General features: G+C 43.8%; 26 protein-coding genes. 19 read left to right on the top strand and 7 right to left on the bottom strand.

Translation table 11 applies throughout. The annotated features are described in order from the left end of the window. The first annotated feature begins 320 nt into the window (after positions 1-320). Positions 321-581: a DNA alkylation repair protein gene (locus EDD68_RS04730; protein ID WP_132371093.1), complete on the top strand. Its 261-nt coding sequence runs from the start codon at positions 321-323 to the stop codon at positions 579-581. A 209-nt stretch (positions 582-790) separates the two neighbouring features. After that, entirely contained in the window at positions 791-1111 is a 321-nt protein-coding gene (locus EDD68_RS04725; protein WP_132371092.1) for a hypothetical protein, read from the top strand. Positions 1112-1200: 89 nt separating this feature from the next. Here the strand turns inward: EDD68_RS04725 and EDD68_RS04720 are convergent, their stop codons facing one another. The 4 genes from EDD68_RS04720 to EDD68_RS04705 all read right to left on the bottom strand — a co-directional run bounded on the left by EDD68_RS04720 (position 1201) and on the right by EDD68_RS04705 (position 5347). Then, positions 1201-2568, bottom strand: coding sequence for an aldehyde dehydrogenase (locus EDD68_RS04720; protein WP_132371091.1), 1368 nt, complete (start codon positions 2566-2568; stop codon positions 1201-1203). Positions 2569-2580: 12 nt separating this feature from the next. Then, positions 2581-3495, bottom strand: a complete 915-nt coding sequence (gene rnz, locus EDD68_RS04715) for a ribonuclease Z (RefSeq protein WP_132371090.1) — start codon at positions 3493-3495, stop codon at positions 2581-2583. Between the two features lie 19 nt (positions 3496-3514). Continuing rightward, positions 3515-4534: an NADPH dehydrogenase NamA gene (gene namA / locus EDD68_RS04710; protein WP_132371089.1), complete on the bottom strand. Its 1020-nt coding sequence runs from the start codon at positions 4532-4534 to the stop codon at positions 3515-3517. A gap of 69 nt (positions 4535-4603) precedes the next feature. Continuing rightward, positions 4604-5347 carry a glycerophosphodiester phosphodiesterase gene (locus tag EDD68_RS04705; RefSeq protein WP_132371088.1) on the bottom strand — a complete coding sequence of 248 codons (744 nt, stop codon included), beginning with the start codon at positions 5345-5347 and terminating at the stop codon, positions 4604-4606. A gap of 53 nt (positions 5348-5400) precedes the next feature. On the opposite strand from EDD68_RS04705, the gene EDD68_RS04700 reads away from it, so the two are divergent. From EDD68_RS04700 to EDD68_RS04680, 5 genes are all read left to right on the top strand, one after another. Then, positions 5401-7035, top strand: coding sequence for a M20/M25/M40 family metallo-hydrolase (locus EDD68_RS04700; protein ID WP_132371087.1), 1635 nt, complete (start codon positions 5401-5403; stop codon positions 7033-7035). A gap of 80 nt (positions 7036-7115) precedes the next feature. Then, a complete protein-coding gene (locus EDD68_RS04695) occupies positions 7116-8075 on the top strand; it encodes an MBL fold metallo-hydrolase (protein WP_132371086.1) in 960 nt (319 codons plus the stop codon). Positions 8076-8089: 14 nt separating this feature from the next. Beyond that, on the top strand, positions 8090-8887 hold the full coding sequence (locus tag EDD68_RS04690) for an SDR family NAD(P)-dependent oxidoreductase (RefSeq protein ID WP_243646752.1): 798 nt from the start codon (positions 8090-8092) through the stop codon (positions 8885-8887). A gap of 114 nt (positions 8888-9001) precedes the next feature. Then, positions 9002-9187, top strand: coding sequence for a hypothetical protein (locus EDD68_RS04685; protein ID WP_132371085.1), 186 nt, complete (start codon positions 9002-9004; stop codon positions 9185-9187). A 125-nt stretch (positions 9188-9312) separates the two neighbouring features. Beyond that, positions 9313-9789, top strand: a complete 477-nt coding sequence (locus EDD68_RS04680) for a spore coat protein (protein ID WP_132371084.1) — start codon at positions 9313-9315, stop codon at positions 9787-9789. A 37-nt stretch (positions 9790-9826) separates the two neighbouring features. Here the strand turns inward: EDD68_RS04680 and EDD68_RS04675 are convergent, their stop codons facing one another. Beyond that, positions 9827-10567, bottom strand: a complete 741-nt coding sequence (locus EDD68_RS04675) for a ribosomal eL19 family protein (protein WP_132371083.1) — start codon at positions 10565-10567, stop codon at positions 9827-9829. A gap of 144 nt (positions 10568-10711) precedes the next feature. On the opposite strand from EDD68_RS04675, the gene EDD68_RS04670 reads away from it, so the two are divergent. Continuing rightward, a complete protein-coding gene (locus tag EDD68_RS04670; RefSeq protein WP_132371082.1) occupies positions 10712-11578 on the top strand; it encodes an SDR family oxidoreductase in 867 nt (288 codons plus the stop codon). A gap of 80 nt (positions 11579-11658) precedes the next feature. After that, positions 11659-12933, top strand: coding sequence for a Y-family DNA polymerase (locus EDD68_RS04665; protein ID WP_243646751.1), 1275 nt, complete (start codon positions 11659-11661; stop codon positions 12931-12933). 303 nt (positions 12934-13236) lie between these two features. On the opposite strand, the gene EDD68_RS04660 is transcribed toward EDD68_RS04665, so the two are convergent. Further along, positions 13237-13479 carry an HPr family phosphocarrier protein gene (locus tag EDD68_RS04660; RefSeq protein WP_132371081.1) on the bottom strand — a complete coding sequence of 81 codons (243 nt, stop codon included), beginning with the start codon at positions 13477-13479 and terminating at the stop codon, positions 13237-13239. Positions 13480-14002: 523 nt separating this feature from the next. On the opposite strand from EDD68_RS04660, the gene EDD68_RS04655 reads away from it, so the two are divergent. After that, positions 14003-14548 carry a tetratricopeptide repeat protein gene (locus tag EDD68_RS04655; protein WP_132371080.1) on the top strand — a complete coding sequence of 182 codons (546 nt, stop codon included), beginning with the start codon at positions 14003-14005 and terminating at the stop codon, positions 14546-14548. 189 nt (positions 14549-14737) lie between these two features. On the opposite strand, the gene EDD68_RS04650 is transcribed toward EDD68_RS04655, so the two are convergent. Continuing rightward, entirely contained in the window at positions 14738-15658 is a 921-nt protein-coding gene (locus EDD68_RS04650; RefSeq protein WP_132371079.1) for an aldo/keto reductase, read from the bottom strand. A 118-nt stretch (positions 15659-15776) separates the two neighbouring features. Between EDD68_RS04650 and EDD68_RS04645 the strand changes: the two genes are divergently transcribed. From EDD68_RS04645 to EDD68_RS04605, 9 genes are all read left to right on the top strand, one after another. Further along, on the top strand, positions 15777-16322 hold the full coding sequence (locus EDD68_RS04645; RefSeq protein ID WP_132371078.1) for an NUDIX domain-containing protein: 546 nt from the start codon (positions 15777-15779) through the stop codon (positions 16320-16322). 56 nt (positions 16323-16378) lie between these two features. After that, positions 16379-17548 carry an endonuclease Q family protein gene (locus tag EDD68_RS04640; RefSeq protein ID WP_132371077.1) on the top strand — a complete coding sequence of 390 codons (1170 nt, stop codon included), beginning with the start codon at positions 16379-16381 and terminating at the stop codon, positions 17546-17548. A gap of 93 nt (positions 17549-17641) precedes the next feature. Further along, positions 17642-18280 (top strand): stage II sporulation protein M, encoded by a 639-nt coding sequence (gene spoIIM, locus EDD68_RS04635; RefSeq protein WP_132371076.1) that lies wholly within the window; start codon positions 17642-17644, stop codon positions 18278-18280. Between the two features lie 108 nt (positions 18281-18388). After that, positions 18389-18841 carry a ferric iron uptake transcriptional regulator gene (gene fur / locus EDD68_RS04630; protein ID WP_132371075.1) on the top strand — a complete coding sequence of 151 codons (453 nt, stop codon included), beginning with the start codon at positions 18389-18391 and terminating at the stop codon, positions 18839-18841. A gap of 210 nt (positions 18842-19051) precedes the next feature. Continuing rightward, the gene (locus EDD68_RS04625; protein WP_243646750.1) at positions 19052-19270 is read left to right on the top strand and encodes a YqzK family protein; all 219 of its coding nucleotides are present in this window, start codon (positions 19052-19054) and stop codon (positions 19268-19270) included. 4 nt (positions 19271-19274) lie between these two features. Next, complete coding sequence (gene xerD / locus EDD68_RS04620) at positions 19275-20162, top strand: site-specific tyrosine recombinase XerD (RefSeq protein WP_132371074.1); 888 nt, start codon at positions 19275-19277, stop codon at positions 20160-20162. An 81-nt stretch (positions 20163-20243) separates the two neighbouring features. Continuing rightward, complete coding sequence (gene deoB, locus EDD68_RS04615) at positions 20244-21425, top strand: phosphopentomutase (RefSeq protein ID WP_132371073.1); 1182 nt, start codon at positions 20244-20246, stop codon at positions 21423-21425. A gap of 25 nt (positions 21426-21450) precedes the next feature. Then, a complete protein-coding gene (locus EDD68_RS04610; protein WP_132371072.1) occupies positions 21451-22266 on the top strand; it encodes a purine-nucleoside phosphorylase in 816 nt (271 codons plus the stop codon). 29 nt (positions 22267-22295) lie between these two features. Then, positions 22296-23597 (top strand): pyrimidine-nucleoside phosphorylase, encoded by a 1302-nt coding sequence (locus EDD68_RS04605; RefSeq protein ID WP_132371071.1) that lies wholly within the window; start codon positions 22296-22298, stop codon positions 23595-23597. Positions 23598-23710 lie beyond the last annotated feature (113 nt).

Genomic DNA, 23710 nt, shown 5'->3' with positions numbered 1-23710 from the left:
ATCTTCCTTTCTATTGGTTTTGGTTTGGGTTACTATTAACAATAGAGGAAGATTCTGCATTTTTCAATTTTCAGCACACTTCATTGGGGAGAGCCAAATAAAATGATCTCTGAAATGAATCCCAGCACGTAAACCAGCAATCCGCCAACATTCTGCTCGATCCTCAACGTCGTTTCCACTTTTTTCTGGATCGCTCACATGAAAATCTCTCCAATTCCCAAAATCGTTCGTTAGATACTGCGGTATGTATCAAATTGAAGAAAATGATAAAAAATAAATGAAAAATCTTGTTTCATCTGACTCTTGAAGGAGGAGTGTCCATGGCACAGCCATATTTATGCCCGAATTGCCGGTCAAACCGCACCCGATTTAATCTTATTGCTCAGGTAGCAACGCCAGTGAAGATGGATCCAGGGACAGGGGAGGTGGTTGAGGAGTTGACGGATCAGACGATGGGACCGTTCCATATCCCGTACAATGGTCCACCATATAAAGTCCAATGCGGGGTCTGTGGGCTGGTGGAAAACGAATTGACATTTATTAAACACGCTCAAAATGATCCCGGATCCACACAAAATTAAAAAGTGAAACCAACAAGTGGATCAATGCGTAAAAATGGGATAGTAGCACCTGTACAATCGGGATTATTCTGCTTCATTTAGGTGTTGGATCATTCGAAAGCCAATAAAAAAGAGTCTGTAATTACAGGTATGATAAAGGGAAAATTCCTCATGTGGAGGGGAATACAATCATTTTAACGTTTAGGTATTTTTCAAAGGGAGAGAGGTTTATGAAAAAATGGGGAATTGCTTTCTTGACTTTTGTTGTGATCCTGGGGGTGAACTGGGGAATTGCCGCATGGTTTCAGATGCATGTGATTGAGGTTTCGTTTTTTGTCGGGCTTGCTTTTGCGGTCATATTGCGACTGGCGAATTCATCAGGGGGATTTTTGTCCGATTCTATTTCAAGCGGAGTTCAGTCGGAAACAGGAATGAAAATGGAGCGGGAAACAAAAAAAACAATGCCATCGTCGGCCACTGCAACTGCTGTTGTTTATACGATCCTGGCACTTATCGTAACCATTATTTATTATTTTGATGATTTGATGTAAACAGATTCAAAATGCTTTTTTGATAAGGAAGCCCCTGGCAGCATGTTTTCTGCAACAGGGGCTTTTGGCAACTTCAATTGATTATCAAACTATTTAAATATCTTTCGCAAAATTTTCAGTCCGATTTTCGAATTCGGGTATCGGAACGATAAATCAAACTTGGTTGTCTGTTTCACGATACTCTTCTGATGACTGAAGGTATCAAAACTGGCTTTGCCATGATATTGACCCACTCCGCTAGATCCTATACCGCCCATGGGCAGGTTCGGGTTAGCGATATGCATCAATGTATCATTGATGCACCCGCCTCCAAAAGAAATATTGTCAATTGCCCACTCCTGAGTCTGTTCATTTTCAGTGAATAAATAGAGAGCCAGGGGATTTGGAGCATGAGCAATTTCTTTTTTTACTTCTTCGATTTGTGTAAACGTCAGTACCGGAAGTATTGGCCCAAAAATTTCATCCTGCATGATCGGATCATCCCAGCTGACTCCGTCCAAAATGGTCGGGGAGATGGTGAGATGTTTTTCGTCAGCAATTCCACCATAGACGATTTCCCCATTCTTTAAATATTCTGTTAACCGTTCAAAATGATTACGGTTAACGATTCGAGTAAAGTCTGGATGTCTGTGAGGGTGTTTTCCATAAAATGATTCGATTGCAGCAATCAATTCCTTTAGTAATTCAACCTTAACATCCTCATGAACCAGAAGATAGTCTGGTGCAATGCAAGTCTGACCGGCATTTAAAAATTTTCCCCAGGTAATTCGTCTGGCAGCGAGCGGAATTTTGGCATCTTCATTCACAATACAGGGGCTTTTCCCGCCCAACTCCAGCGTGACCGGGGTTAAATGTTTGCTTGCCTTCTCCATCACGATTTTTCCAACCGGAACACTGCCTGTGAAGAAAATATAATCAAAATGCTCTTCAAGAAGCTGCTGGCTGATTTCTTTATCCCCTTCCACAACGGCAATATAGTCCGGTTCATAGGTGTTTTGAACCATGTCGGCAATCAGGCGTGATACATTTGGTGCCAGTTCTGACGGTTTAATAATGGCGCAATTACCGGCAGCTATAGCCCCGATTAGAGGGGCGAAGGTCAATTGAATCGGATAATTCCATGGTGAGATAATGAGAGCAACCCCATAAGGCTGTTTGTAAATATAGCTTTTTGCGCCAGAATGACTGATCGGCGATTTGACTTTCACCGGTTTCATCCAGCTGTGGAGATGTTTGATCGCCTCATCGATTTCTCCGTATAAAAAGCCTATTTCTGAAGCAAAGGCTTCATATTCAGATTTATTCAGGTCTTTTTTTAGCGTTTCGTAAATGTCTGATTCATAACGCTTCAGAGCTATTTTCAGTTTTTCCAGCTGGTGTTTGCGGAACATATGGGTTAACGTTTTCCCTTCAGCAAACATGTTCTTTTGCTGTCGAACCAGATGACCTATATCCATTTCTCGGCCCCCTTATACATCGACCCGTTTAAAATCATGGGTGATAATTGAATTCGGAAAAACACCTTTGATCTGGTTAGATATCCTTTCTATATCTCCATCCTGATAACGAGATGAGATATGGGTTAAAATCAGTTTTTTAACACTTGCTTTTTTTGCAAGCTCTGCTGCCTGCAGAGCTGTGGAATGAAAATAATCGTAGGCCAGCTTAAGATCCTCCGGGCCAAATGTGGATTCATAAACAAGCACGTCAGAGTCCCGGGCAAAAGAAATATACTCATCGTGATAGCGGGTGTCACCAAATACCGTGATGATTTTTCCTTTTTTGGACGGGCCAACCACGTCTTTTCGGTATATGACGGTCCCATCTTCCAGCGTGACGCTGGGGTTTTCTTTAATCTTTTGATAAATGGGACCTGGAGGAATGCCTGCTTCTTTTAACTTTTCTGGCTGAAGTTGACCGATTTTATCTTTTTCAATGATGCGGTATGCAAATGAAGCGATGCCATGATCAAGTCTTTTAGCCTTGATTGTAAATTGCTCATCCTCATAAATCAGCCCTTCATCAATTTCATGGATATTTAAACGATATTGAAGGCGAGTTTTGCTGATCGATAAAGCCGTATGAACAAACGGTTTGATACCCGCCGGGCCATAGAGGTCAACGGGAGTTCTGCCCCCTTGAAAAGAGCGGCTTCCCAGCAGACCTGGAAGCCCAAAGATATGATCGCCATGCAGATGGGTAATAAATATTTTTTCAAGTTTTCCTGGTTTAATCGTTGTATGTAAAATTTGATGCTGGGTCGCTTCCCCGCAGTCAAACATCCAGATGCTGCCCCGCTCCTGGGAAAGATCCAGAATATAGGATGACACATTTCGTTTCTTCGAGGGGACGCCTGCTCCGGTTCCTAGAAAATATAAATGCATCGTTTTCATCCTCCTGTGTTTAGTTCCAACCTCGCCGGTATGGTTCTGGCCCGTCAATAGAAATTTCGAGTTCATCGGCAGCCTGCTTCGGCCAGTATGGATTTCTTAAAAAGGCCCGGCCAATAAAGACGAGATCCGCCCGCCTGTTCTGAATAATTTCTTCAGCCTGCAATCCGCTTGTGATCAGACCGACAGCTCCGGTCCGTATGCCGGCCTTTTGTTTAATTTCTTCAGCATATCGGATCTGGTATCCTGGATAGACAGGAATCCTGGCGGGAATCACGGCACCTGAGCTGCAATCGATCAAATCTACTCCCTGTTTTTTCATCTCCAGGGCAAAATAAACAAAGTCCTCCATGGTGTTGCCGTTTTCATCATATTCATTGGCTGAGATGCGGACAAATAACGGCCCGGACCACTCCTGTTTAACGGCCTCAATGATTTCTCTTAAAAATTGATAGCGGTTCTCTCTGGATCCGCCATATTCGTCTGTGCGTTTATTGGTCAATGGTGATAAGAATTGGTTGATTAAATAACCGTGAGCTCCATGGATTTCAATCACATCAAAGTTGGCTTCTCTGGCTCTTCTGGCTCCTTCCTGAAATGCCCGTATCGTACGGTTCAACTCTTCCCTCGTCATTTCCTGAGGGGTCTGGTATTTTTCACTGAAGGCTATAGGACTGGGAGCAAAAATGGCGCCTTCTACATCCGCTTTACGGCCTGCATGAGCTAGTTGAATGCCGCTTTTTGCTCCGTGTCGGTGAATGCCCTCATTCACTTTTTTTAACCCATCTATATGGTCGTCTGACCAGATGCCAAGGTCTCTGGAAGATATGCGTCCTTCAGGTAAAACCGCCGTTGCTTCTATGATAATCAGGCCAGCCTGTCCGGCTGCACGGCTTTCGTAATGGGCCAGATGAAAAGGATGGACATGTCCATCTTCAGATTCAGCGGAATACATGCACATCGGTGACATCACAATCCGATTTTTAAAGGTTGTATCTTTTATGGTCAATGACGAGAATAATTGGCTGTCCATTATACATCTCCTCCGAATATAAGTTGTTTTCTTTTACCATAGCATAATCATGAAAAACGACCAACGGTTTTAAAACAACTTCCAGGAAACATAAGACTGCCTGATTCGATGGGCAAGGTCCGGCACATCCGTTACCACCCCGTCACATCCCCATTTGAAGCATCTTGTCAGCCTGGATGTTCGATTTACCGTATAAACCCTGACAGGAATGTTTTCATCCCGTAACATGTCAATCATATCCTTATTGACTATGCGGTATTTAACATGCAGAGCATCTGCGTGAATGTCATGAAGAAAGGAAATGATATGTTTGATTTTCTGGCTCGTTAAGAAAGCCGTCTGGATGGCGGGCTGAATTTCTTTTACCCGACTTAGACTTGCAGGATTAAAACTGGATAGGATGGTTCTTTCGGTCATATTGTACCATTCAATTAGTTGACAAACTCTCTGTTCAATCTGTTCATAATTGATTACGTTCGTCTTCAGTTCTAGATTTATGAGAACGGGATAGGGTTTAACCCATCTTAAAAATTCTTCCAGTGTTATAATAGGGGTATGTTTAAAGTGGGAAGAAAACCAGCTTCCGGCATCAAGCTTTTTCAGCTCATGGACGGTATATTCTTTTACCAGCCCTTTACCACTGGTCGTACGATTTAAACTCTCATCATGAATCAAAACAGGAATCCCGTCTTTCGATAAATGCACATCTGTTTCAATCCCATCTGCCCCCATTTGAACCGCCCGGGCAAAGGCAGGCATCGTGTTTTCAGGAGCATACCGGCTTGCACCCCGATGGGCGATAATGTATGTCACTGTGCTGAACACCTCTCTTTTATGATCGAAAACTGACAAAAGGAGTGATTGGTTTGAAAAAATGGCAGACGAAAGAACAACTGACCGATTTACTATGTTCCCTTGTTCAATATCCAAGCATAACCGGTTCAGAACACGAAATCGCCATTGTGGAATATCTATACCACATTTTATCAGAAAAAGAGTATTTTAAGCGATTTCCTTCCCGATTGTCTCTGCATCCCCTTCCTGACGGTAGGCAGCTGCTTACGGCACTGGTAAAAGGAAAAGGTGATCGATCTGATACAGTTGTTTTGCTCAGCCATATTGATGTGGTGGATATAGAGGATTATGGGTCCTTTAAAAACCTCGCTTTTTTCCCCCGGGAATTGACGAGAGAATATGAGAAACATATGGACCTTTTGCCTGAGGAAGTCCAGCATGATATCCGGTCTGGAGAATGGCTGTTCGGCAGAGGAACCATGGATATGAAAGCAGGAACCGCGCTTCATTTATCGATGCTTGAAAAAGCGATGGATAATGAATTCCATGGAAATATACTGCTGCTGATTGTACCTGATGAAGAAGTGAATTCTTCTGGAATGATTCATTCCCTTCCGGTTTTAAATCAAATCAAAAATCAGGAAAACCTAACCTATCGAGCCTGTTTAAACGGTGAGCCTATGTTTCGGAAATTTCCCGGGGATGAAAGCTTTTATATGTATATGGGATCACTGGGGAAAGTGTTACCGGGGTTTTATTGCTATGGAAAGGAAACCCACGCGGGAGAACCTTTTGGCGGTGTGAATGCCAATGTAATGATCAGCTATCTCAATCAGGAATTAGAACTTCATGAATCGTTTATTGAAAAAGTGGATGATGAGGTAACCCCGCCCCCGGTCAGTTTAATGAACAGAGATTTAAAGGAAGAGTATTCCGTTCAGACACCGATTTCTTCTGTTTCTATGTATAACGTATTTTACATGAAACAGTCCCTAATGGATCTTTCAAACAGGCTTATGGATGCTGCCAATCGGGCGAAAAAGAAGATCGAACAACATTATCAGGATAAAGGAACCGCTTTTAGGCAGATGGCGGGTATCCGGGAACTTCCTGACGTTCATGTGAATGTGATGAAGTATGAAGAACTGCTGGAGGAGGCTGTAAAGCGGCATGGGAATCAGGAAGTTCTGAGACGTCAGAACCTATTAATTCAAAATCGTGAGCAGGGGGATCGGGACTTTTCCACACTGCTTGTACAGGATCTGGCCTATCTGTGTAAAGATCTGGCACCGATGATTGTTCTGTTTTACAGTCCGCCATTTTATCCGTCTGTTTCTTCCAGAGGGAACAAGCACATTGAACAGGTGCTGAAATATGTTCAGGATAAGGCAAAAAAAGATTATGACATCGATCTGGAAACCATTGAATTTTTTCCTGGCCTCTCGGATCTCAGCTTTGTAGGGCCTGCATCATCAACAGACAAATCGCTTAAACCGCTAAAACAGAATATGCCCCTTGATGAAATGGGTTATACCCTCGATGAAAAACTGATGGAGGAGGTTCATATGCCGATTTTAAACATCGGTCCCTTTGGTAAAGGCGCTCATCAATGGACCGAACGACTCGAACTTCACTACAGTTTTGAAATCCTTCCAGATCTTTTGACAGGTGCGATCCATGATTTATTTAAAGATCAGTTCGTGTAAAATATGACAAATAAAAATATTAGGGGTAAAATATAGAATGAACGCTCATTCATTTTTATAGGATAATTGGGGGATGCAACATGCCAGTAAAAGAACAAATCTATCAGCTGACATTGCCTACACCATATGCTGTCGGGGATGTTCATGTATATGTCGTCAAAGGGGAAGCCTTAACGTTAATTGATGCAGGTGTCAATACGGATGAAGCCTGGGAACATTTTGAAACAAAATTAAAACAAATCGGCTATCGTCCAGAGGATATCGAACAAATTATTTTAACTCACCATCACCCGGACCATACCGGACTGGTGAATCGTTTTGATTACGCTGATGGTATATACGCCCATCATCTGGTGGATCAATGGCTGAGGCGGGATCCAGAATTTATGAATCACTATGTTGCTTTTTTTACAGAATTATATCATTCCTTTGGGGTGCCAAAAGAATTTATTTCCCTCGAGAGACGGGCAAAGACAACGCTTCGTTTGTCCGGACGGGGCAAGCTGACAGATACCCTGAAGGAAGGTGATTCCCTTCCCGGGCATCCGAACTGGAAGGTGCTGGAGACTCCCGGCCATGCACAGAGCCATCTGTCTTTTTTTAATGAACATACGGGTGAATTGCTCGGTGGAGACCATATCCTTTATCACATTTCATCTAATCCGCTGCTTGAGCCGCCGATCAAACCGGGAGGAGAACGTCCAAAACCGATGCTCCAGTATCGAGAATCGATGCAGCGGTTCAATCATTACACAGTTGGAAAGGTGTTTCCCGGACACGGTAAAGTCTTTGAAGGGGTAGAGAATTTAATCAATCAACGAATAAAAAAACAGGAAGAACGGGCTGAAAAAGTGTATCAAATGATCCAGCAGCAGCCCCTCTCCCCATTTGAGATCTGCAAACGGTTATTTCCCAAACAATACGATACCCAGTTTGATTTAACTTTATCTGAAACAGTGGGACAGCTGGATTTTCTGGAAGCTCAAGGAAAAGTTAAACAGGTGACGGAGGACGAGCATATATTATACGCCGTTTCCTGAAGGGGGAACGTTTTGTGATAAATGAAAAAATAAAAGGAAAAAGGGTACTTATTACAGGCGCATCGAGCGGAATTGGAGAACAGCTGGCTTATAAGGTTGCCCGGGAAGGAGCGGTTCCCATATTCGTATCCAGGTCAGCAGAAAAATTAGCATCGCTCACGTCCGCTATTCGTAAACAATACAGGGTATCGGCTTATTATCATACATGTGATCTTCTGGATCATTCAGCCTGGCAGGCTGTGATGGAGCAGATTGCGGCTGATCATGGCCCTGTTCATATATTGATCAATAATGCCGGCACAGGCCATTTTCAATATGTTGACGAATTGCCCATGGATGCTTATGAAAACATGTTTCGTTTAAATGTCCTGGCTGCTGTCCAGGCGGTCCGTTTTTTCTTGCCCATCATGGTTCAGCATGGAGAAGGGCATATCGTCAACATTGCATCCCAGGCCGGCAAAATGGCCACACCTAAATCCGCCGGTTATGCGGCAACGAAACATGCATTGTTGGGTTTTACGAACAGCCTGAGAATGGAAGTGGCTGGAAAAGGTATCTTTGTTACGGCTGTCAACCCGGGTCCTGTTAAAACAAACTTTTTTAAAATCGCAGACCCTGACGGCACTTATATAAAAGCGGTGTCAAAATATCTGCTGGATGCCGGCAAAGTAGCAGAAAAGGTTGTGAAACATTTGTATACCCCAAAACGGGAAATCAATCTGCCCTTCTGGATGGATGTAGGAAGCAGGCTTTATCAGATTGCCCCGGGGATGATGGAGCGCCTGTTTAGCGGACAATTTAACAAAAAATAAGGGTGAGCATATTTGCTCATCTTTTTTTATGGATAGCTTAGGTCATAAACCATACAGAATACCACGGAATTGAATAGTCTATTAAAGAAAGAGACTGAATAAGGAGGTTTGATGATGGGAAACCGGAACAATGATATTTCGGAGAAAACGCTAAACATGCTGGTTGATTCTGTGCTAAATCGCCACGGTGTAAAACTTTCGAGAGCCAGAATCAGCCCGAGGGAAAAGCAGCAACTAAGAAGACTCATCAACGATTTAAGGAGAAATGTTGATGCGTTAAATCGAACACAGAGATCTTAATATCATTTAACTGCAATAAGCTATCCATCATAAATAGGTATTTTTTATAAGGTAATAGCCTTTCCAGCATGAGCCGGTCTGACATATACAATAGTGTAACGCTAAAAAAAGGAGGTATATGCATAATGGGTGAAAGCAGAGTCTGGAAAGGCGATAAACCGGAAGTGGGTGCCGATGAAGTCCGCTCCCGAAAATGGAATGCGTTAGATCCTACAATGGCCCATCCCCTCGATGATGATGTGCAGGATGCAGAAGAAAAAATACAGGCGATTCAAAAGTCATTTGAATCCATCATCATAAAAGATTCTGCCGATGTGGAAGTTACAACAACCGATACGCAGGCAGCTGTGAATTTACAGGTTGCCCTTCAGGCCGCCATAGCATTAATTATCAGTCTGTCCATTGCTGACAGCGAGCGGGCAGATGAGGTGACGCAGGATTTAGTATCCAAAATTAAAACAAGTCAGATTAATCAGCAGCAGACCTATATTGAAAATTCAAGAGGGGTAAAGGTCACAACAACTGACACAGATATTTCGGTCAACATTCAGTTGCTACTACAAGTATTAATTACACTGGCTGTTCGTGTCAATATCTTATAAGTTTTTAAAAAGGAGGTGTCCTATATAGGGCACCTTTTTAAAAGAAGAAAAAAGCATAGTCCGTATTCTCCAGAATCCTGCTAGCTCTAATAAGTATAATTATGGGAATTAGTGTGCAAATCGAGTTTGGAGGAGCACACGATGGTCCAAACATGAGAGCTGATCGCCCAAACCTGGGAGCAGACGGCCCAGGGAGGAGCGTTGATGGCCCAAGGAGGGTGCGCGACGGCCCAAGGAGGAGCGTTGATGGCCCAGGGAGGGTGCGCGACGGCCCAGGGAGGAGCGTTGATGGCCCTAGGAGGGTGCGCGACGGCCCAAGATGGGATCGCGACGGCCCAGGGAGGGTGCGCGACGGCCCAGGGAGGGTGCGCGATGGCCCAGGGAGGAGTATTGATGGCCCAGGGAGGAGTATTGATGGCCCAAGGAGGGTGCGCGACGGCCCAGGGAGGAGCGTTGACGGCCCAAGGAGGGTACGCGATGGCCCAAGGAGGAGCGTTGATGGCCCAGGGAGGGTGCGCGACGGCCCAGGGAGGAGCGTTGACGGCCCAGGGAGGGTGCGCGACGGCCCAAGGAGGAGCGTTGACGGCCCAAGGAGGGTGCGCGATGGCCCAAGGAGGAGCGTTGACGGCCCAAGTAGGGTGCGCGACGGCCCAAGATGGGATCGCGACGGCCCAGGGAGGAGCGTTGACGGCCCAAGGAGGGTGCGCGACGGCCCAAGGAGGAGCGTTGACGCCCCAAACAAGAGGTCTAATCGCCCAAAGATCTGTACTGGACACAAAGGGATTGATATCCCCTAAAGGGGGAGGTGGATCGTTCGGGAACACTTTCAATCAACAAAGGATACACCACAATTTCCTCCTCACCTCTTTGCATACCTTTTTTCTTTTTTCTCAAGATAAAAGAAAAAAGGAGTGGTCATGGAATGGATATTTACCAGCCAGCCGGGGGCCTCCCACCCCAGCATCAAACCCGTCAGCCTGGAGTTGAATCAATCATGAATCCACTGCCTGTACGGGAAAACCCGGAGTATCAGGGTTGTGGAAAACTTCGGCACAAAGTAGCTTTAATTACCGGTGGTGACAGTGGTATTGGACGAGCTGTTGCGATCGCATATGCGAAAGAGGGAGCACATGTTGCCATTGTGTATTTAAATGAACACCGGGACGCCGAGGAGACAAAAAAACGTGTTGAAGCGGAAGGAGTTCAGTGTCTTCTCATTGCGGGAGACATTGGGGATGAAACCTTTTGTCGGAATGCCGTTGATCAGACCGTCTCGGTTTTTGGTTCACTGGACATTTTGGTAAACAACGCAGCTGAACAGCATCCTCAGCCTTCTGTCCAATCCATTACACAGGAGCAGCTGGAACGAACCTTTCGGACAAATATGTTTTCCATGTTCTATCTAACCAAAGCTGCTCTCAACTATTTCAAACCCGGAAGCAAAATTATCAATACCACCTCGGTCACAGCCTATGAAGGAAATGAACAGCTTATCGACTACGCATGCACAAAAGGGGCAATTGTGACATTTACCCGTTCCATGGCCAAATCACTGGTGAATACGGGCATACGGGTAAATGGTGTTGCTCCTGGTCCCGTCTGGACACCGTTAATTCCTGCTTCCTTTTCGGCCAATCAAGTGCAAAGCTTTGGGTTAAACACACCGATGGGCCGGCCGGGTCAGCCTGCTGAACTGGCACCTGTCTACGTATTCCTTGCTTCAGACGATTCCAGTTACATGACCGGGCAGGTGATTCATGCCAATGGGGGTGCCTTTATGACCACATAAATGGCAGGAACAACCACTTGAAAAACGAACATACATTCGCGTAATATATAGTAAAAGAAATAGAAAGGCGGCCGGTGTAAATGAAAAATTCAGTGGTTGACTATGAATCACTGCCGGAGCGAAAAGTATTATGCATCGATATGAAAAGTTTTTATGCCAGCTGTGCTGCGGTGGCAAGGGGCCTGAATCCGCTGACCTGCCATCTGGCTGTTGTTGCTGATGTGGAGCGGCCGGGAAGTGTGGTTCTGGCAGCTTCTCCCGCTTTAAAAAAGGATTTTGGGATCCGGACGGGAAATCGCCTGTTTGAAATTCCCGACGATCCCCGAGTTGTCATCGTTCCTGCCCAGATGAAGCTGTACCTGGAGGTATCCGTTGAAGTTACCCGACTGTTTCATCGTTTTGTTCCGAAAGAGTCGATTCACACGTACAGTGTGGATGAAAGCTTCCTGGAAATCAGCGGGACGGAGAAATTATGGGGGGATGCCTGGACGCTTGCCAGACGAATCCGTCGGGAGCTCGAGGAGACGTTTCAGCTTCCCTGTGCGATCGGAATCGGTCCGAATATGCTCATGGCCAAGCTGTGTCTTGATTTGGAAGCAAAGAAAAAGGGAATTGCCGAATGGACGTATAAGGATGTTCCAGAAAAATTGTGGCCTATCTCCCCGCTGAGCCAGATGTGGGGAATCGGCAGCCGGCTCGAGCGACGGTTGAACCGAATGGGCATTACGACAGTTGGACAGCTGGCTCATTTTCCCCTGAAAAAACTGGAAAAGGCATTCGGAATCATGGGCAATCAGCTGTTCTACCATGCCCACGGGGTCGATTTATCGGAATTGGGTGCTCCGATTTTGCAGGGACAAATCAGTTTTGGAAAGAGCCAGATTTTGATGCGGGATTATCCGGATCCTGAAGAAGTCCGCTATGTGATTTTAGAAATGTGTGAGGAAGTGGCGAGGAGGGCCCGGGAAAGCGGAAAAGCCGGAAGAACGGTTAGCCTCGGAATCAGCTACAGCAAAAATGACGGGGGAGGGGGATTTTACCGGTCCCGGACCATGGATGCCCCGACGAACATTACATCGGAACTGTTCGCAGTGTGCATACAATTGTTTGAGAAGTTTTACACCGGGAAAACGGTCCGAAAAATTTCTATCGCTTTATCCAATATTTTAGAAGATCACTACATCCAGCTGAGTTTGTTTGACCAGAGCAGAGAAAAAAAGCGGAATCTGGGCTATGCCATGGATGCGATTCGCAGCAAATACGGATCAGACGCTCTCCTCAGAGCGGTTTCTTTTACCGAAGCAGGAACCGCCCTGCACCGCAGCAAACTCGTCGGCGGTCATTATGCAGAGTAGAAAAACGGGTCTTAAAAGCTCGTTTTTAAAAATAGGAAAGCACGTGGCTACATCCATCAGGTTGTAGTGAAAAGGATGGAAGAGGTAAATGTTGATCGTATCTGATAATCACATTTGGGTCTGTTGCTATATTTCCCCAAACTTTTCACTAAACAATAATCATCGGCTTATTCAGCAGAGCATGAATAGAAAGCTTGACAAAATCATAGAACTGCTGAAGGAAGAACGAGCGACCAAGGGCGTCTCTATTGAAAAAAGGCGTGCAGAACAAACAATGGAGCACGCCTGTTGGGATTGTATTCATTAAGCTTCCTCGAAAAGGCCGGTCTGCAAAATAGCCTCTTTCACTTCCGAGCTATCCGGAGAAATTTCAAATTCAACCTGATCTCCGGGCTTTAAACCAACTGCCAGAAGTCCAAGAAGGCTCTTGGCATCCACAACCCAGTGATCCTTTTTGATTAAAATCGTTTCTGTAAATTGTCCCATGGTATTCACAAATTGACTGGCATGATCTGCAAATACCGGTTTCACCACTTTGAAAGTCATCTCCCAGTCCTCCTTACATCCGAAAATTTTCACTTCTTAATTCAAGTATATCGGCTTGATGGCGAAAATCCATGGATTTTTCGAAAATCGATGGAAAAATCGTGCAACAAGCACAAAATGAAGGATAAAAACTGTGCACAACAAAGAAGGAAGGTAAAAGAAGGAAGAGTGTACGGTTCTTGTTTTTTTGAAATCATTGCTGACTAAATATTCATTGGATATTTTATGTCAAGAGATAGAATTGGTTTTTCGTTTGAATAGCAAACGAACGGATGAAATAGTGGGATATATGCTTCAACTGCTGAAATCATCGCCTTAAGACCTGTTATAGCAGTGGAAGCGTGTATCTTTTTTTGCAAAATTTTATAATTGATCAGATCAGATTCCACTGATATTTTTCCATTTTGTTTTATATACATATTTTAAAACCTTAATTTGCCCCCGATCACTATCCTCGATGCGGGGGTTCTTGACCATACGTCTGGAGGGAAAAAGTGTGCGGGTGAAAAGTATTCCGTTTAACATGAAGTGGAATGTGGACGACGAACTCAGGGAAAGACCGGTTTCCTCTGAAGAAATGGTAGAGGGTTTAAATTTTTTAATGGATTGCCTGAATATTGATTCACTTTCAATCCAAACCCGTGCCAAAATCATTGGATGGATTGGAGTGTATGCCAGAATTGCAAAGGACTATCATTTGAGTACAGACTATTTAAAACAAGCCATTAAGTTGTATGAAGACCTGGGGGATGCGAGAGGAGCATTTGTTCAAAAATTGAGGCTGGCATGCACATGGCACTGGAAGGGAAAGATTCGTGAGGCCGGTCACCTGTTTCATCAGTTGCTTCAGGAAGTGGAACAAAACGAAAAATTAGACGGGTATCGGGACTTTTTGTATCAGCATTATGGGAAATTTCAACTGGACCGCGGAAAACCGGAGCTTGCCATGAACTATTTTCGGGAGGCACTGCACATAAGGGAGGGAAAAGGGGATCAGGAGCTGATCGAAACGACAAAGAAATGTCTCCACAAATGCCGGGAGAAACTGAGACATACGGAAATCCTGTAAAGCTATGAAAGCTTTACAGGATTTTTTTACCATGAATAGTAGGGTGAGTCTGGCACCGTGTTTCAGATTGCGGGTTTTATAGCCCGGCTTCAGGACTGGAGCTGGGCGCCTCAAGCTTTTCTAATATCCAGCGCCCGGCCCCATGCTGCCTGAGCCTCTGACTCAGGCATAGGCACCTTAATCTTTTCCTTACCGGTGATGTTGATATTGAATCGGTCTGGAAAGATTTTTTAATTGCTGATAACGGTCTTCTCCCAGCGGAGGACTGTCCACAAACTTCAAAATGTCTTCCAATTGTTTCATAGAACTTGCTCCAAACACAGCTGTGGCCACTGCAGGGTGATAGAGAACGTATTGCAATGCCAGAGAAGCTCCGTTCTGATGCTCATTCCGCATATTTAAAAACTGAGCTGCGATTTCTTTTAATTCCTGGTAAGAATAGTCGAGATATCCGTCTTTTCCTTTGCGGTCTATGGACTCAAGCCCATGGTCCGTGAGCATTCCTTTAGCGAGGGGGCCTCTTGCCAGAACACTGATTTGATTGGTATGCAAAAGGTCCAGGATTTCTTCTTCGGGACGGCGGTCCAGTAAACTATACTGCATCATTACACTGACGATATTGGAGCGTTTCACATACTCCCGAATCACATTGGGACGGATGGAGGAAATGCCATAATAGCGGATGATCCCCTCTTCTTTCAGCTCCTCAAAGGCCTCAATCGTTTCATCGATGTGATCTTCAATGGTTCCCCCGTGAAGCTGATACAGATCAATATAGTCGAGATTGAGCCGGCGCAGACTTTCCTTGACTTCCTTTTGAATATATGTTTTGGAAGGGTCCCAGTACCAGCCTTCTTTTCCCGGTTCAAAGCGATTGCCTACTTTGGTTCCAATGATGACTTGATCCCGTTTGCCTTGAACAGCTTTTCCCACAATTTCTTCATTGATGCCATAATCGTATAAATCCGCTGTATCCAGGTAATTAATCCCAGCATCCAGAGCCCGATGGATGATTTCTTTTGCTTTATGTTCATCGGTCCCAAGACTCATACAGCCGAGGGATAGTTCACTTACATATAATTCGGATGTACCTAATCGATTTTTTTTCATCGTTTCCACATCCTTATCATCTTTTTTCAATTCCTATTCTAGGAAAAGATGAGGGCTTCTGACAAATCATATTCAACGTATTTATGATAAGATAAATGGGGAAAGGGAAGGTGACAGAATGAAAAAGTTCGAGGAAAAAACGATTGAATCAGAAACGATATTTGAAGGAAAAGTGGTTCAGCTGCAGGTAGATCGGGTCAAACTTCCTAACGGAAAGGAATCACATCGGGAAATGATTAAGCATCCCGGTGCAGTCGCTGTCATTCCTGTCACGTCCGACAATAAAATCGTTCTGGTTGAACAATATCGAAAACCGCTGGAGAGAAGTCTTGTAGAGATTCCAGCCGGCAAGCTGGAAGAAGGGGAACCGCCGGAAAAGACTGCACATCGGGAACTCGAGGAAGAGACAGGCTATCTGGCCAGTGAGATGACCTATATCACCTCGTTTTATACATCTCCTGGATTTGCCGATGAAATCATTCACCTTTATCTGGCAACCGGGTTAAAAAAAGCAGACGAGCCTCTGGGAACGGATGAGGATGAATTTGTAGAGATCATGGAATGCACCCTGGAGGAAGCTCAAAAGCTCATTAACGAAAAGAAAATTTACGATGCAAAAACAGCTTATGCCCTTTTGTATTTATCAGTCATGAAAAATTCTTGAGTGATTTTATGCCATAAAATCAGTCATCACCGATGGCTCAAAAGGAATGGTGCCACATGCCGCTTACGGAATATTTTGTTGATCTCCATATTCATATTGGACGGACGATGTATGACCGGCCAGTCAAAATTACCGCTTCTAAAACATTGACATTGACAAATATTTTAAAGGAAGCATCCAATTATAAGGGACTGGATATGGTTGGAATCATTGACGCTCATGTTCCTGCTGTCCAGGAAGAGTTGGTCAGGCTGATCCATTCCGGAAAAGCATATGAGCTTGAAGGAGGAGGTATTCGTTTTCAGGACACTACCCTCATTCTTGGATCTGAAATCGAATTATATGACGAAAATTGCCGTGGGCCTGTACATGTTCTCTGTTATTTCCCGGACTTAGACCGCCTCAAGTCATTTGCAGAATGGCTGAAAGAACGGATGAAAAATATCCACCTCAGTTCCCAGCGGTTTTACGGGACAGCGAGAGAACTGCAGCATAAGGTGAAAGAACTGGACGGCCTTTTTATCCCGGCCCATGTGTTTACACCGTTTAAAAGCCTTTATGGGAAGGGTGTTGTTAAAAGTTTGAAGGAAATTTTTCATCCTGATCTCATTGATGGGATCGAGCTGGGATTAAGTTCTGACTCCCATATGGCTGATCATATATCTGAATTGCGGACATATACATTTGTGACCAATTCAGATGCCCATTCCCTCAAAAAAATGGCCAGGGAATATCAGGTGATGGAGATGACTGCGCCAACATTTGATGAATTAAGGAAAGTTTTGCACCAATCAGACGGCCGTTCAGTAAGAGCAAATTACGGCATGAATCCGAAATTGGGAAAATATTATACGACTGTATGTGAAAAGTGCTTAACAACTATAGATGATCAAAAGGTTTGCCCGAAATGCAGCCACTCCCGTTCCATTAAAGGGGTGTTTGACCGGATTCAAGAACTAAAAGACCGTGAACCAGCACTGAATTCAAGGCCCCCGTATATTTATCAGGCTCCACTGGAATATATACCGGGACTGGGGCCTAAAACATATGAAAACTTGCTGAAAAATGCAGGGACAGAAATGTATATCCTTCATCAGGCTACAAGGGATGAACTTCAAACGGCCTCCTCCGAAAAAATAGCAGACCATATTCTCGCTATGAGATCTGGACAGATGAACATAGCGGCCGGTGGGGGAGGAAAATATGGGAAATTAAAAACCGACTGATTCCAGTCGGTTTTTTGGTCTATTTTTTGATTCTACTTCATAGAGTAGCAGTAAAGAATTAATAGAAGAGAAAATGCCAAATGGGGGTTCACCATGTCCAAAAAGTCCTTTCGTCATAAAATAGAGTTATCCCAGTATTCCAGCATCTATTTGTTTATGTTTATTCTGTTTTTAATCGGGATCATCTTTGGAGCCATAATCGTAAATAGCATGAATTTTATTCAGAAACAAGATTTGTATTTTTACCTGGAACAGTTTTTTGGAAAGGTGGTAGAAGGTGCGATTATTCAGGAGGGTCAGTTGTTTCACACAAGCTTTTTTTACCATTTAAAATACATATTAATGATCTTTATTCTAGGATTTTCAATTATCGGAATTCCTGTTATCTGGATTTTTATATTTATGAAAGGGATTGTCATCGGTTTTTCAGTAGGCTTTCTCGTTAATCAGATGGGCTGGTACGGGTTTTTGTTAGCTGCTGCATCTATTGCTCCACAAAATCTGCTGATCATTCCTGCATATCTTGTTGCCGGCAGCATGGCGATGATTTTGTCGTTACATCTGATCCGAAAGTTATTCGCTACCAGATTATATCACCACATGCTAAAAAAAGCCTTTACCCAATATGTGACAGTTTACACAGGGCTAATCATTGTGGTCTTTGGGGCTTCATTGATTGAATCTTTTGTTTCTCCATTCACGATGAAACTGGTAGTGGATTTTATTTTATAATAAATACCAAAAGATAATGATTTTAAAAAATACATTGAAATTATTATAATTTGACACCTGTTCTTTGTCTGCTTATAATAATATTGTATTGCAGGGAGGGAGCAGGACATGGAACATCGCCTTGAAAGAATAAAAAAACAACTTCATTCTCAGAGTTATAAATTAACACCCCAGCGTGAAGCTACTGTCCGGGTTTTGCTGGAACATGAGGAAGATCATTTAAGTGCAGAAGATGTATACCTCCTTGTGAAAGAAAAATCTCCAGAAATTGGGCTGGCAACGGTTTACCGAACACTGGAACTTCTTTCTGAATTAAAAATTGTAGATAAAATTAATTTCGGCGATGGTGTTTCTCGCTATGATTTGCGCAAAGAGGGCGCCGAACATTTTCACCATCATCTCGTATGTATTGAGTGCGGTTCAGTAGAGGAAATTGAGGAAGACTTGCTCGGTGACGTGGAAAAAATTGTGGAAACCGAATGGCAATTTAAAGTCAAAGACCACCGCCTGACCTTTCATGGTATATGCCGAAAATGTCAGGAGAAAGAAGATGAGTCATAACGATTGAAGCCTTTTTCCGTAGGGAGAAAGGTTTTTTATATTTTACTTATTTCACGCCGAAAATCCACGATTTTCAGCAGTTTTTTATTTACAAAACCTCGGTATTCATGTACGTTAAAGATGGGCCGATTGATTATCGGTGTATAAATGAGCTTAAAGTTGGCATATCTTGTACTAGAGAATTTTTAATCCCGAGGGAGATATGCCATCATGGGTAGAGTGATCCATCTTGTAAAGGAATTTTTAAAAGTATTGATTATATTTATGGTTTGCACCATTTTTTTCTATTACGGCCTAAGGCTCATGCATGAGGAATATGAGAACTTTCATCGCTATGACAGGCCGGAAGGAAGAGCCATAAAGGTATTTGACCAGAATGATGGGAATTTGCTGGATCGTTTATCTATCTTTTTTCGTCTGGGGGAATAAGTGAATGCATCATGAAGTTGAAGATTTCTTGCATTATCTGACCATTGAGAGGGGATTATCAGAAAATACCGTAATCTCTTACAGGCGTGACCTGAAGCAGTATGTCTCATTTTTGAAGAAAGAATCCGGGCTAAATAACGTCCATCAGATTCAGCGGGTACATATCATGCAATTTCTTCATTATTTAAATGATTCTGGCAAGTCCGTTTCTACAATGTCCAGAATGTTGTCTGCAATTCGATCCTTCCATCAATTTTTGGTAAGGGAACATGATGTGAAACAGGACGCCAGTCTTCATATCGAAACCCCGAAAAAGGAAAGAAAACTGCCTAAAGTGTTATCCAGTCAGGAAGTCGAATCCCTTCTGGATTTAAACGGCCATGATCCGCTGACTATCAGAAACCGTGCTATGCTTGAAGTGTTATATGCAACAGGTCTGCGGGTGACCGAACTTTTGTCCCTGACAATGAATGATCTTCATTTAACCATGGGATTTGTCAGATGTATGGGAAAAGGATCCAGGGAAAGAATCATTCCTCTCGGGTCCCATGCTCAGTCAGCTGTAGAGACCTACCTCGAGCATTCACGGCCTAAACTGCTTAAATCCAGACAGGATGATGCAGTCTTTTTAAATCATCACGGTCGCCCCATGACCAGACAGGGCTTCTGGAAAATATTAAAATCCATTGCCCGTGAAAAAGGAATTAAAAAAGAAATTACGCCCCATACATTGCGTCATTCATTCGCAACCCATCTTCTGGAAAATGGAGCAGACTTGCGCGCTGTGCAGGAAATGCTCGGTCATGCAGATATATCTACTACCCAGATTTATACACATGTGTCAAAATCCCGATTAAAAGATATTTATAAACATTTTCATCCGAGGGCATAATCTCTTTTTTTGTCCCTTTTGTTGTCTGACATCATACAACCTGATCATCTAACATCTAAAAAGGATTTTGGAGGGGTACTTATGAAAAATTTTAATCGTATTTTTCTCATTGTCATGGATTCAGTAGGGATCGGGGAAGCGCCGGATGCAGCCCGCTTTAATGATTGTGGGGCAGATACGCTTGGACATATTGCTGAGCATATGAAAGGGCTGAATATGCCAGCGATGCAGGAGCTGGGTCTTGGAAACATTCGGCAGGTAAAGGGCATTCGTCCGGTAAAAGAACCGCTGGCCCATTACACTCAAATGCAGGAAGCTTCCGTTGGCAAGGACACCATGACCGGGCACTGGGAGATGATGGGTCTTCACATCGACAGGCCATTTCGTACCTTTCCCGATGGATTTCCGGATGAACTCATTCGTGCCATCGAACAGAAAACCGGGAGAAAAATCATTGGGAACAAAGCCGCGTCAGGTACGAAAATTATTGAAGAATTAGGAAAGGAGCATATGGAAACCGGAGCGATCATTGTTTATACGTCAGCTGATTCCGTCCTGCAGATTGCGGCCCATGAAGATATTGTACCACTCGAGGAGCTGTATCAGATCTGTGAAATCGCACGGGAACTTACTAAGGATGAAAAGTACATGGTAGGTCGTGTGATTGCCCGCCCATTTATAGGACATCCCGGTTCATTTGAACGAACCCCAAACCGGCATGACTATGCGCTAAAACCTTTTGGCCGGACCGTGATGAATGAAATGAAGGATAACGGACTGGATGTCATCGCCCTGGGAAAAATATCGGATATTTATGATGGGGAAGGGGTTACAGAATCCATACGGACAAAAGACAATATGGATGGAATGGATAAACTGCTTGAAACAACAGCTAAAAATTTCCGTGGTTTAAGTTTTTTAAACCTGGTCGATTTCGATGCCAAATATGGACACCGAAGAGATCCGGAAGGCTACGGAAAGGCCCTTGAAGCTTTTGATCGCAGGCTTCCTGAAGTGTTGGAGACCTTGCGGGCAGATGATTTATTAATGATAACAGCAGATCATGGAAACGATCCTGTCCATCACGGCACAGATCATACTAGGGAACTGGTTCCGCTCATCGTTTATCACAAAGGAATCGAGATTGGGAAAGAACTGCCGATGAGAAAAACGTTTGCTGATGTCGGAGCTACTATTGCTGATAATTTTCAGATTAAAATGCCAGAACATGGCACCAGTTTTTTAAGGGATATTGTTGAATAAATGATTGGTCCAGGAGGGATAATTCATGGAGTACTTAAAAGTGAAGGAAACAGCTGATTTTTTAAAAGAAAAAATCACTGACAAGCCCAGAATTGGCCTCATTTTAGGCTCCGGATTGGGCGTTTTGGCAGAGGACATTCAGGGTGCTTCTATTATTCCTTATGAAGAGATTCCCCATTTTCCAGTGTCCACAGTATCAGGTCATAAGGGTCAGCTCGTCTCTGGATATCTGGAGGGCAAGCCTGTCCTGGCGATGCAGGGACGTTTTCATTATTATGAGGGTTACAACATGAAACAGGTTACCTTTCCAGTTAGAGTGATGAATGAGCTGGGCGTTGATATTCTTATCGTGACCAATGCTGCCGGGGGAATTCATGAATCTTTTCAGCCCGGAGATCTCATGCTGATCGAGGATCATATCAATCTGATGGGTACGAATCCCCTGATCGGTCCAAATGATGACCAGGAAGGTCCCCGCTTTCCTGATATGTCTGAAGCGTATGACCGTCAATTGATCACCCATGCCAGAAAATGTGCGGAAAGAATCGGATTACATGTACACCAGGGGGTCTATGTAGGAAATTCAGGCCCATCTTATGAAACCCGTGCTGAAATCAACATGCTGAGAAAACTTGGCGGGGATGCGGTTGGTATGTCCACCGTTCCAGAAGTGATTGTAGCCAATTACTCTGGAATAAAAGTACTGGGAATTTCCTGTATTTCTAACATGGCAGCTGGAATACTCGATCAGCCGCTGTCCCATGATGAAGTGATTGAGACTACAGAAAAGGTTCGTGGGAACTTTTTAACATATGTAAAGGAAATCATTAAAACCATGTAATTTGACAGAAAGTAGGGAGGTGAGTTGAATTGAGAATGTATGATATTATCGAGAAAAAAAGGGATGGCTATTCTTTAACAAAAAAAGAAATTGATTTTTTTGTTCAAGGGTATACAGAAGGCCTAATCCCTGATTACCAGGCAAGTGCTCTCTGCATGGCCATCTATTTTCAAGGAATGACCGAAGAGGAAAGAGTTTATCTTACAATGGCCATGGCTCATTCAGGGGATGTCATTGATCTTTCCCGGATTGAAGGAGTAAAGGTTGATAAACATTCTACCGGTGGAGTTGGAGACACCACGACCCTCGTCCTCGCACCTCTGGTGGCATCGGTGGGTGTTCCTTTTGCCAAGATGAGCGGAAGAGGACTTGGACACACAGGTGGAACGATTGATAAACTGGAATCCATTCCTGGTTTTTCTGTAGAAGTGGATCAGGACGAGTTTGTTCGACTTGTGAACGAAAATAAGCTTGCAGTGGTGGGGCAATCAGGTAACCTGACACCTGCTGATAAAAAATTATATAGCCTGCGTGACGTCACAGCTACCATCAGCTCTATTCCTCTGATTGCAAGCTCCATTATGAGCAAAAAGCTGGCTGCGGGTGCAGATGCTATCGTGCTGGATGTAAAGACTGGATCAGGTGCATTTATGAAAACGAAAGAAGAAGCCGTCAAACTTGCCCGTGCAATGGTTTCCATTGGCAAAGGAGCCGGCAGGGAAACCATCGCCGTGATTAGTGATATGAATCAGCCTTTAGGAAGAGCGATTGGAAATGCCCTTGAAGTAAAAGAAGCGATTGATACTTTACAAGGAAAAGGCCCGGAAGATTTAACCGAATTATCTCTCGTTCTGGGGAGCCATATGGTTGTACTGGCAGGTAAGGCTTCCACTCCTGAAGAAGGAAAAAAGAAATTGCAGGAAAACATTGAAAATGGAAAAGCCCTTGAAGTTTTCCGCAAGTTTGTTCAGGCCCAGGGCGGTGATCCACGGGTCACTGAAGATCAATCCCTGCTTCCCGAAGCAAAATATCAATTGCCTTACATGGCGAAAAAGTCCGGATATATTGCCGAAATAACCGCAGATGAAATTGGAACTTCCGCCATGCTTCTAGGTGCCGGCAGAACAACGAAAGAATCAGCGATTGATTTATCCGTTGGCATTGTCCTCCATAAAAAGGTTGGAGAATTCGTTCAGAAAGGCGAACGAATTTTAACCATTCATGCCAATCAAAAAGAAGTACAGGAAGTAGAGGCAAAACTGGACGAGAGTATCCGTATACAAACGGAACAACCGGAAATTCCGGTACTAATCTATGATATTGTTTACTAATTGTGCAAACCATTATCAAACATTTTCTTGATCCTGACATCAGTCAGGATTTTTTTTTGGCAAAAAGTTATAAAAGAAGCTGAACATGGAAAAAATATGAAACATCAGGAATG

It is taken from the genome of Melghiribacillus thermohalophilus (assembly GCF_004342905.1).
GTDB lineage: Bacteria > Bacillota > Bacilli > Bacillales > Alkalibacillaceae > Melghiribacillus > Melghiribacillus thermohalophilus.
The sequence above is the reverse complement of the archived record's forward strand: the minus strand, read 5'-3'. Positions and strand labels throughout refer to the sequence as shown.

What these genes read in the sequence shown, in the direction of transcription:
- EDD68_RS04730 (WP_132371093.1), top strand. Translation starts at nt 321, where the DNA reads ATGGCACAGCCATATTTATGCCCGAATTGCCGGTCAAACCGCACCCGA.
- EDD68_RS04725 (WP_132371092.1), top strand. Translation starts at nt 791, where the DNA reads ATGAAAAAATGGGGAATTGCTTTCTTGACTTTTGTTGTGATCCTGGGG.
- EDD68_RS04720 (WP_132371091.1), bottom strand. Translation starts at nt 2,568, where the DNA reads ATGGATATAGGTCATCTGGTTCGACAGCAAAAGAACATGTTTGCTGAA.
- rnz (WP_132371090.1), bottom strand. Translation starts at nt 3,495, where the DNA reads ATGCATTTATATTTTCTAGGAACCGGAGCAGGCGTCCCCTCGAAGAAA.
- namA (WP_132371089.1), bottom strand. Translation starts at nt 4,534, where the DNA reads ATGGACAGCCAATTATTCTCGTCATTGACCATAAAAGATACAACCTTT.
- EDD68_RS04695 (WP_132371086.1), top strand. Translation starts at nt 7,116, where the DNA reads ATGCCAGTAAAAGAACAAATCTATCAGCTGACATTGCCTACACCATAT.
- EDD68_RS04685 (WP_132371085.1), top strand. Translation starts at nt 9,002, where the DNA reads ATGGGAAACCGGAACAATGATATTTCGGAGAAAACGCTAAACATGCTG.
- EDD68_RS04680 (WP_132371084.1), top strand. Translation starts at nt 9,313, where the DNA reads ATGGGTGAAAGCAGAGTCTGGAAAGGCGATAAACCGGAAGTGGGTGCC.
- EDD68_RS04670 (WP_132371082.1), top strand. Translation starts at nt 10,712, where the DNA reads ATGGATATTTACCAGCCAGCCGGGGGCCTCCCACCCCAGCATCAAACC.
- EDD68_RS04665 (WP_243646751.1), top strand. Translation starts at nt 11,659, where the DNA reads ATGAAAAATTCAGTGGTTGACTATGAATCACTGCCGGAGCGAAAAGTA.
- EDD68_RS04660 (WP_132371081.1), bottom strand. Translation starts at nt 13,479, where the DNA reads ATGACTTTCAAAGTGGTGAAACCGGTATTTGCAGATCATGCCAGTCAA.
- EDD68_RS04655 (WP_132371080.1), top strand. Translation starts at nt 14,003, where the DNA reads ATGAAGTGGAATGTGGACGACGAACTCAGGGAAAGACCGGTTTCCTCT.
- EDD68_RS04650 (WP_132371079.1), bottom strand. Translation starts at nt 15,658, where the DNA reads ATGAAAAAAAATCGATTAGGTACATCCGAATTATATGTAAGTGAACTA.
- EDD68_RS04645 (WP_132371078.1), top strand. Translation starts at nt 15,777, where the DNA reads ATGAAAAAGTTCGAGGAAAAAACGATTGAATCAGAAACGATATTTGAA.
- EDD68_RS04640 (WP_132371077.1), top strand. Translation starts at nt 16,379, where the DNA reads ATGCCGCTTACGGAATATTTTGTTGATCTCCATATTCATATTGGACGG.
- spoIIM (WP_132371076.1), top strand. Translation starts at nt 17,642, where the DNA reads ATGTCCAAAAAGTCCTTTCGTCATAAAATAGAGTTATCCCAGTATTCC.
- fur (WP_132371075.1), top strand. Translation starts at nt 18,389, where the DNA reads ATGGAACATCGCCTTGAAAGAATAAAAAAACAACTTCATTCTCAGAGT.
- EDD68_RS04625 (WP_243646750.1), top strand. Translation starts at nt 19,052, where the DNA reads ATGGGTAGAGTGATCCATCTTGTAAAGGAATTTTTAAAAGTATTGATT.
- xerD (WP_132371074.1), top strand. Translation starts at nt 19,275, where the DNA reads ATGCATCATGAAGTTGAAGATTTCTTGCATTATCTGACCATTGAGAGG.
- deoB (WP_132371073.1), top strand. Translation starts at nt 20,244, where the DNA reads ATGAAAAATTTTAATCGTATTTTTCTCATTGTCATGGATTCAGTAGGG.
- EDD68_RS04610 (WP_132371072.1), top strand. Translation starts at nt 21,451, where the DNA reads ATGGAGTACTTAAAAGTGAAGGAAACAGCTGATTTTTTAAAAGAAAAA.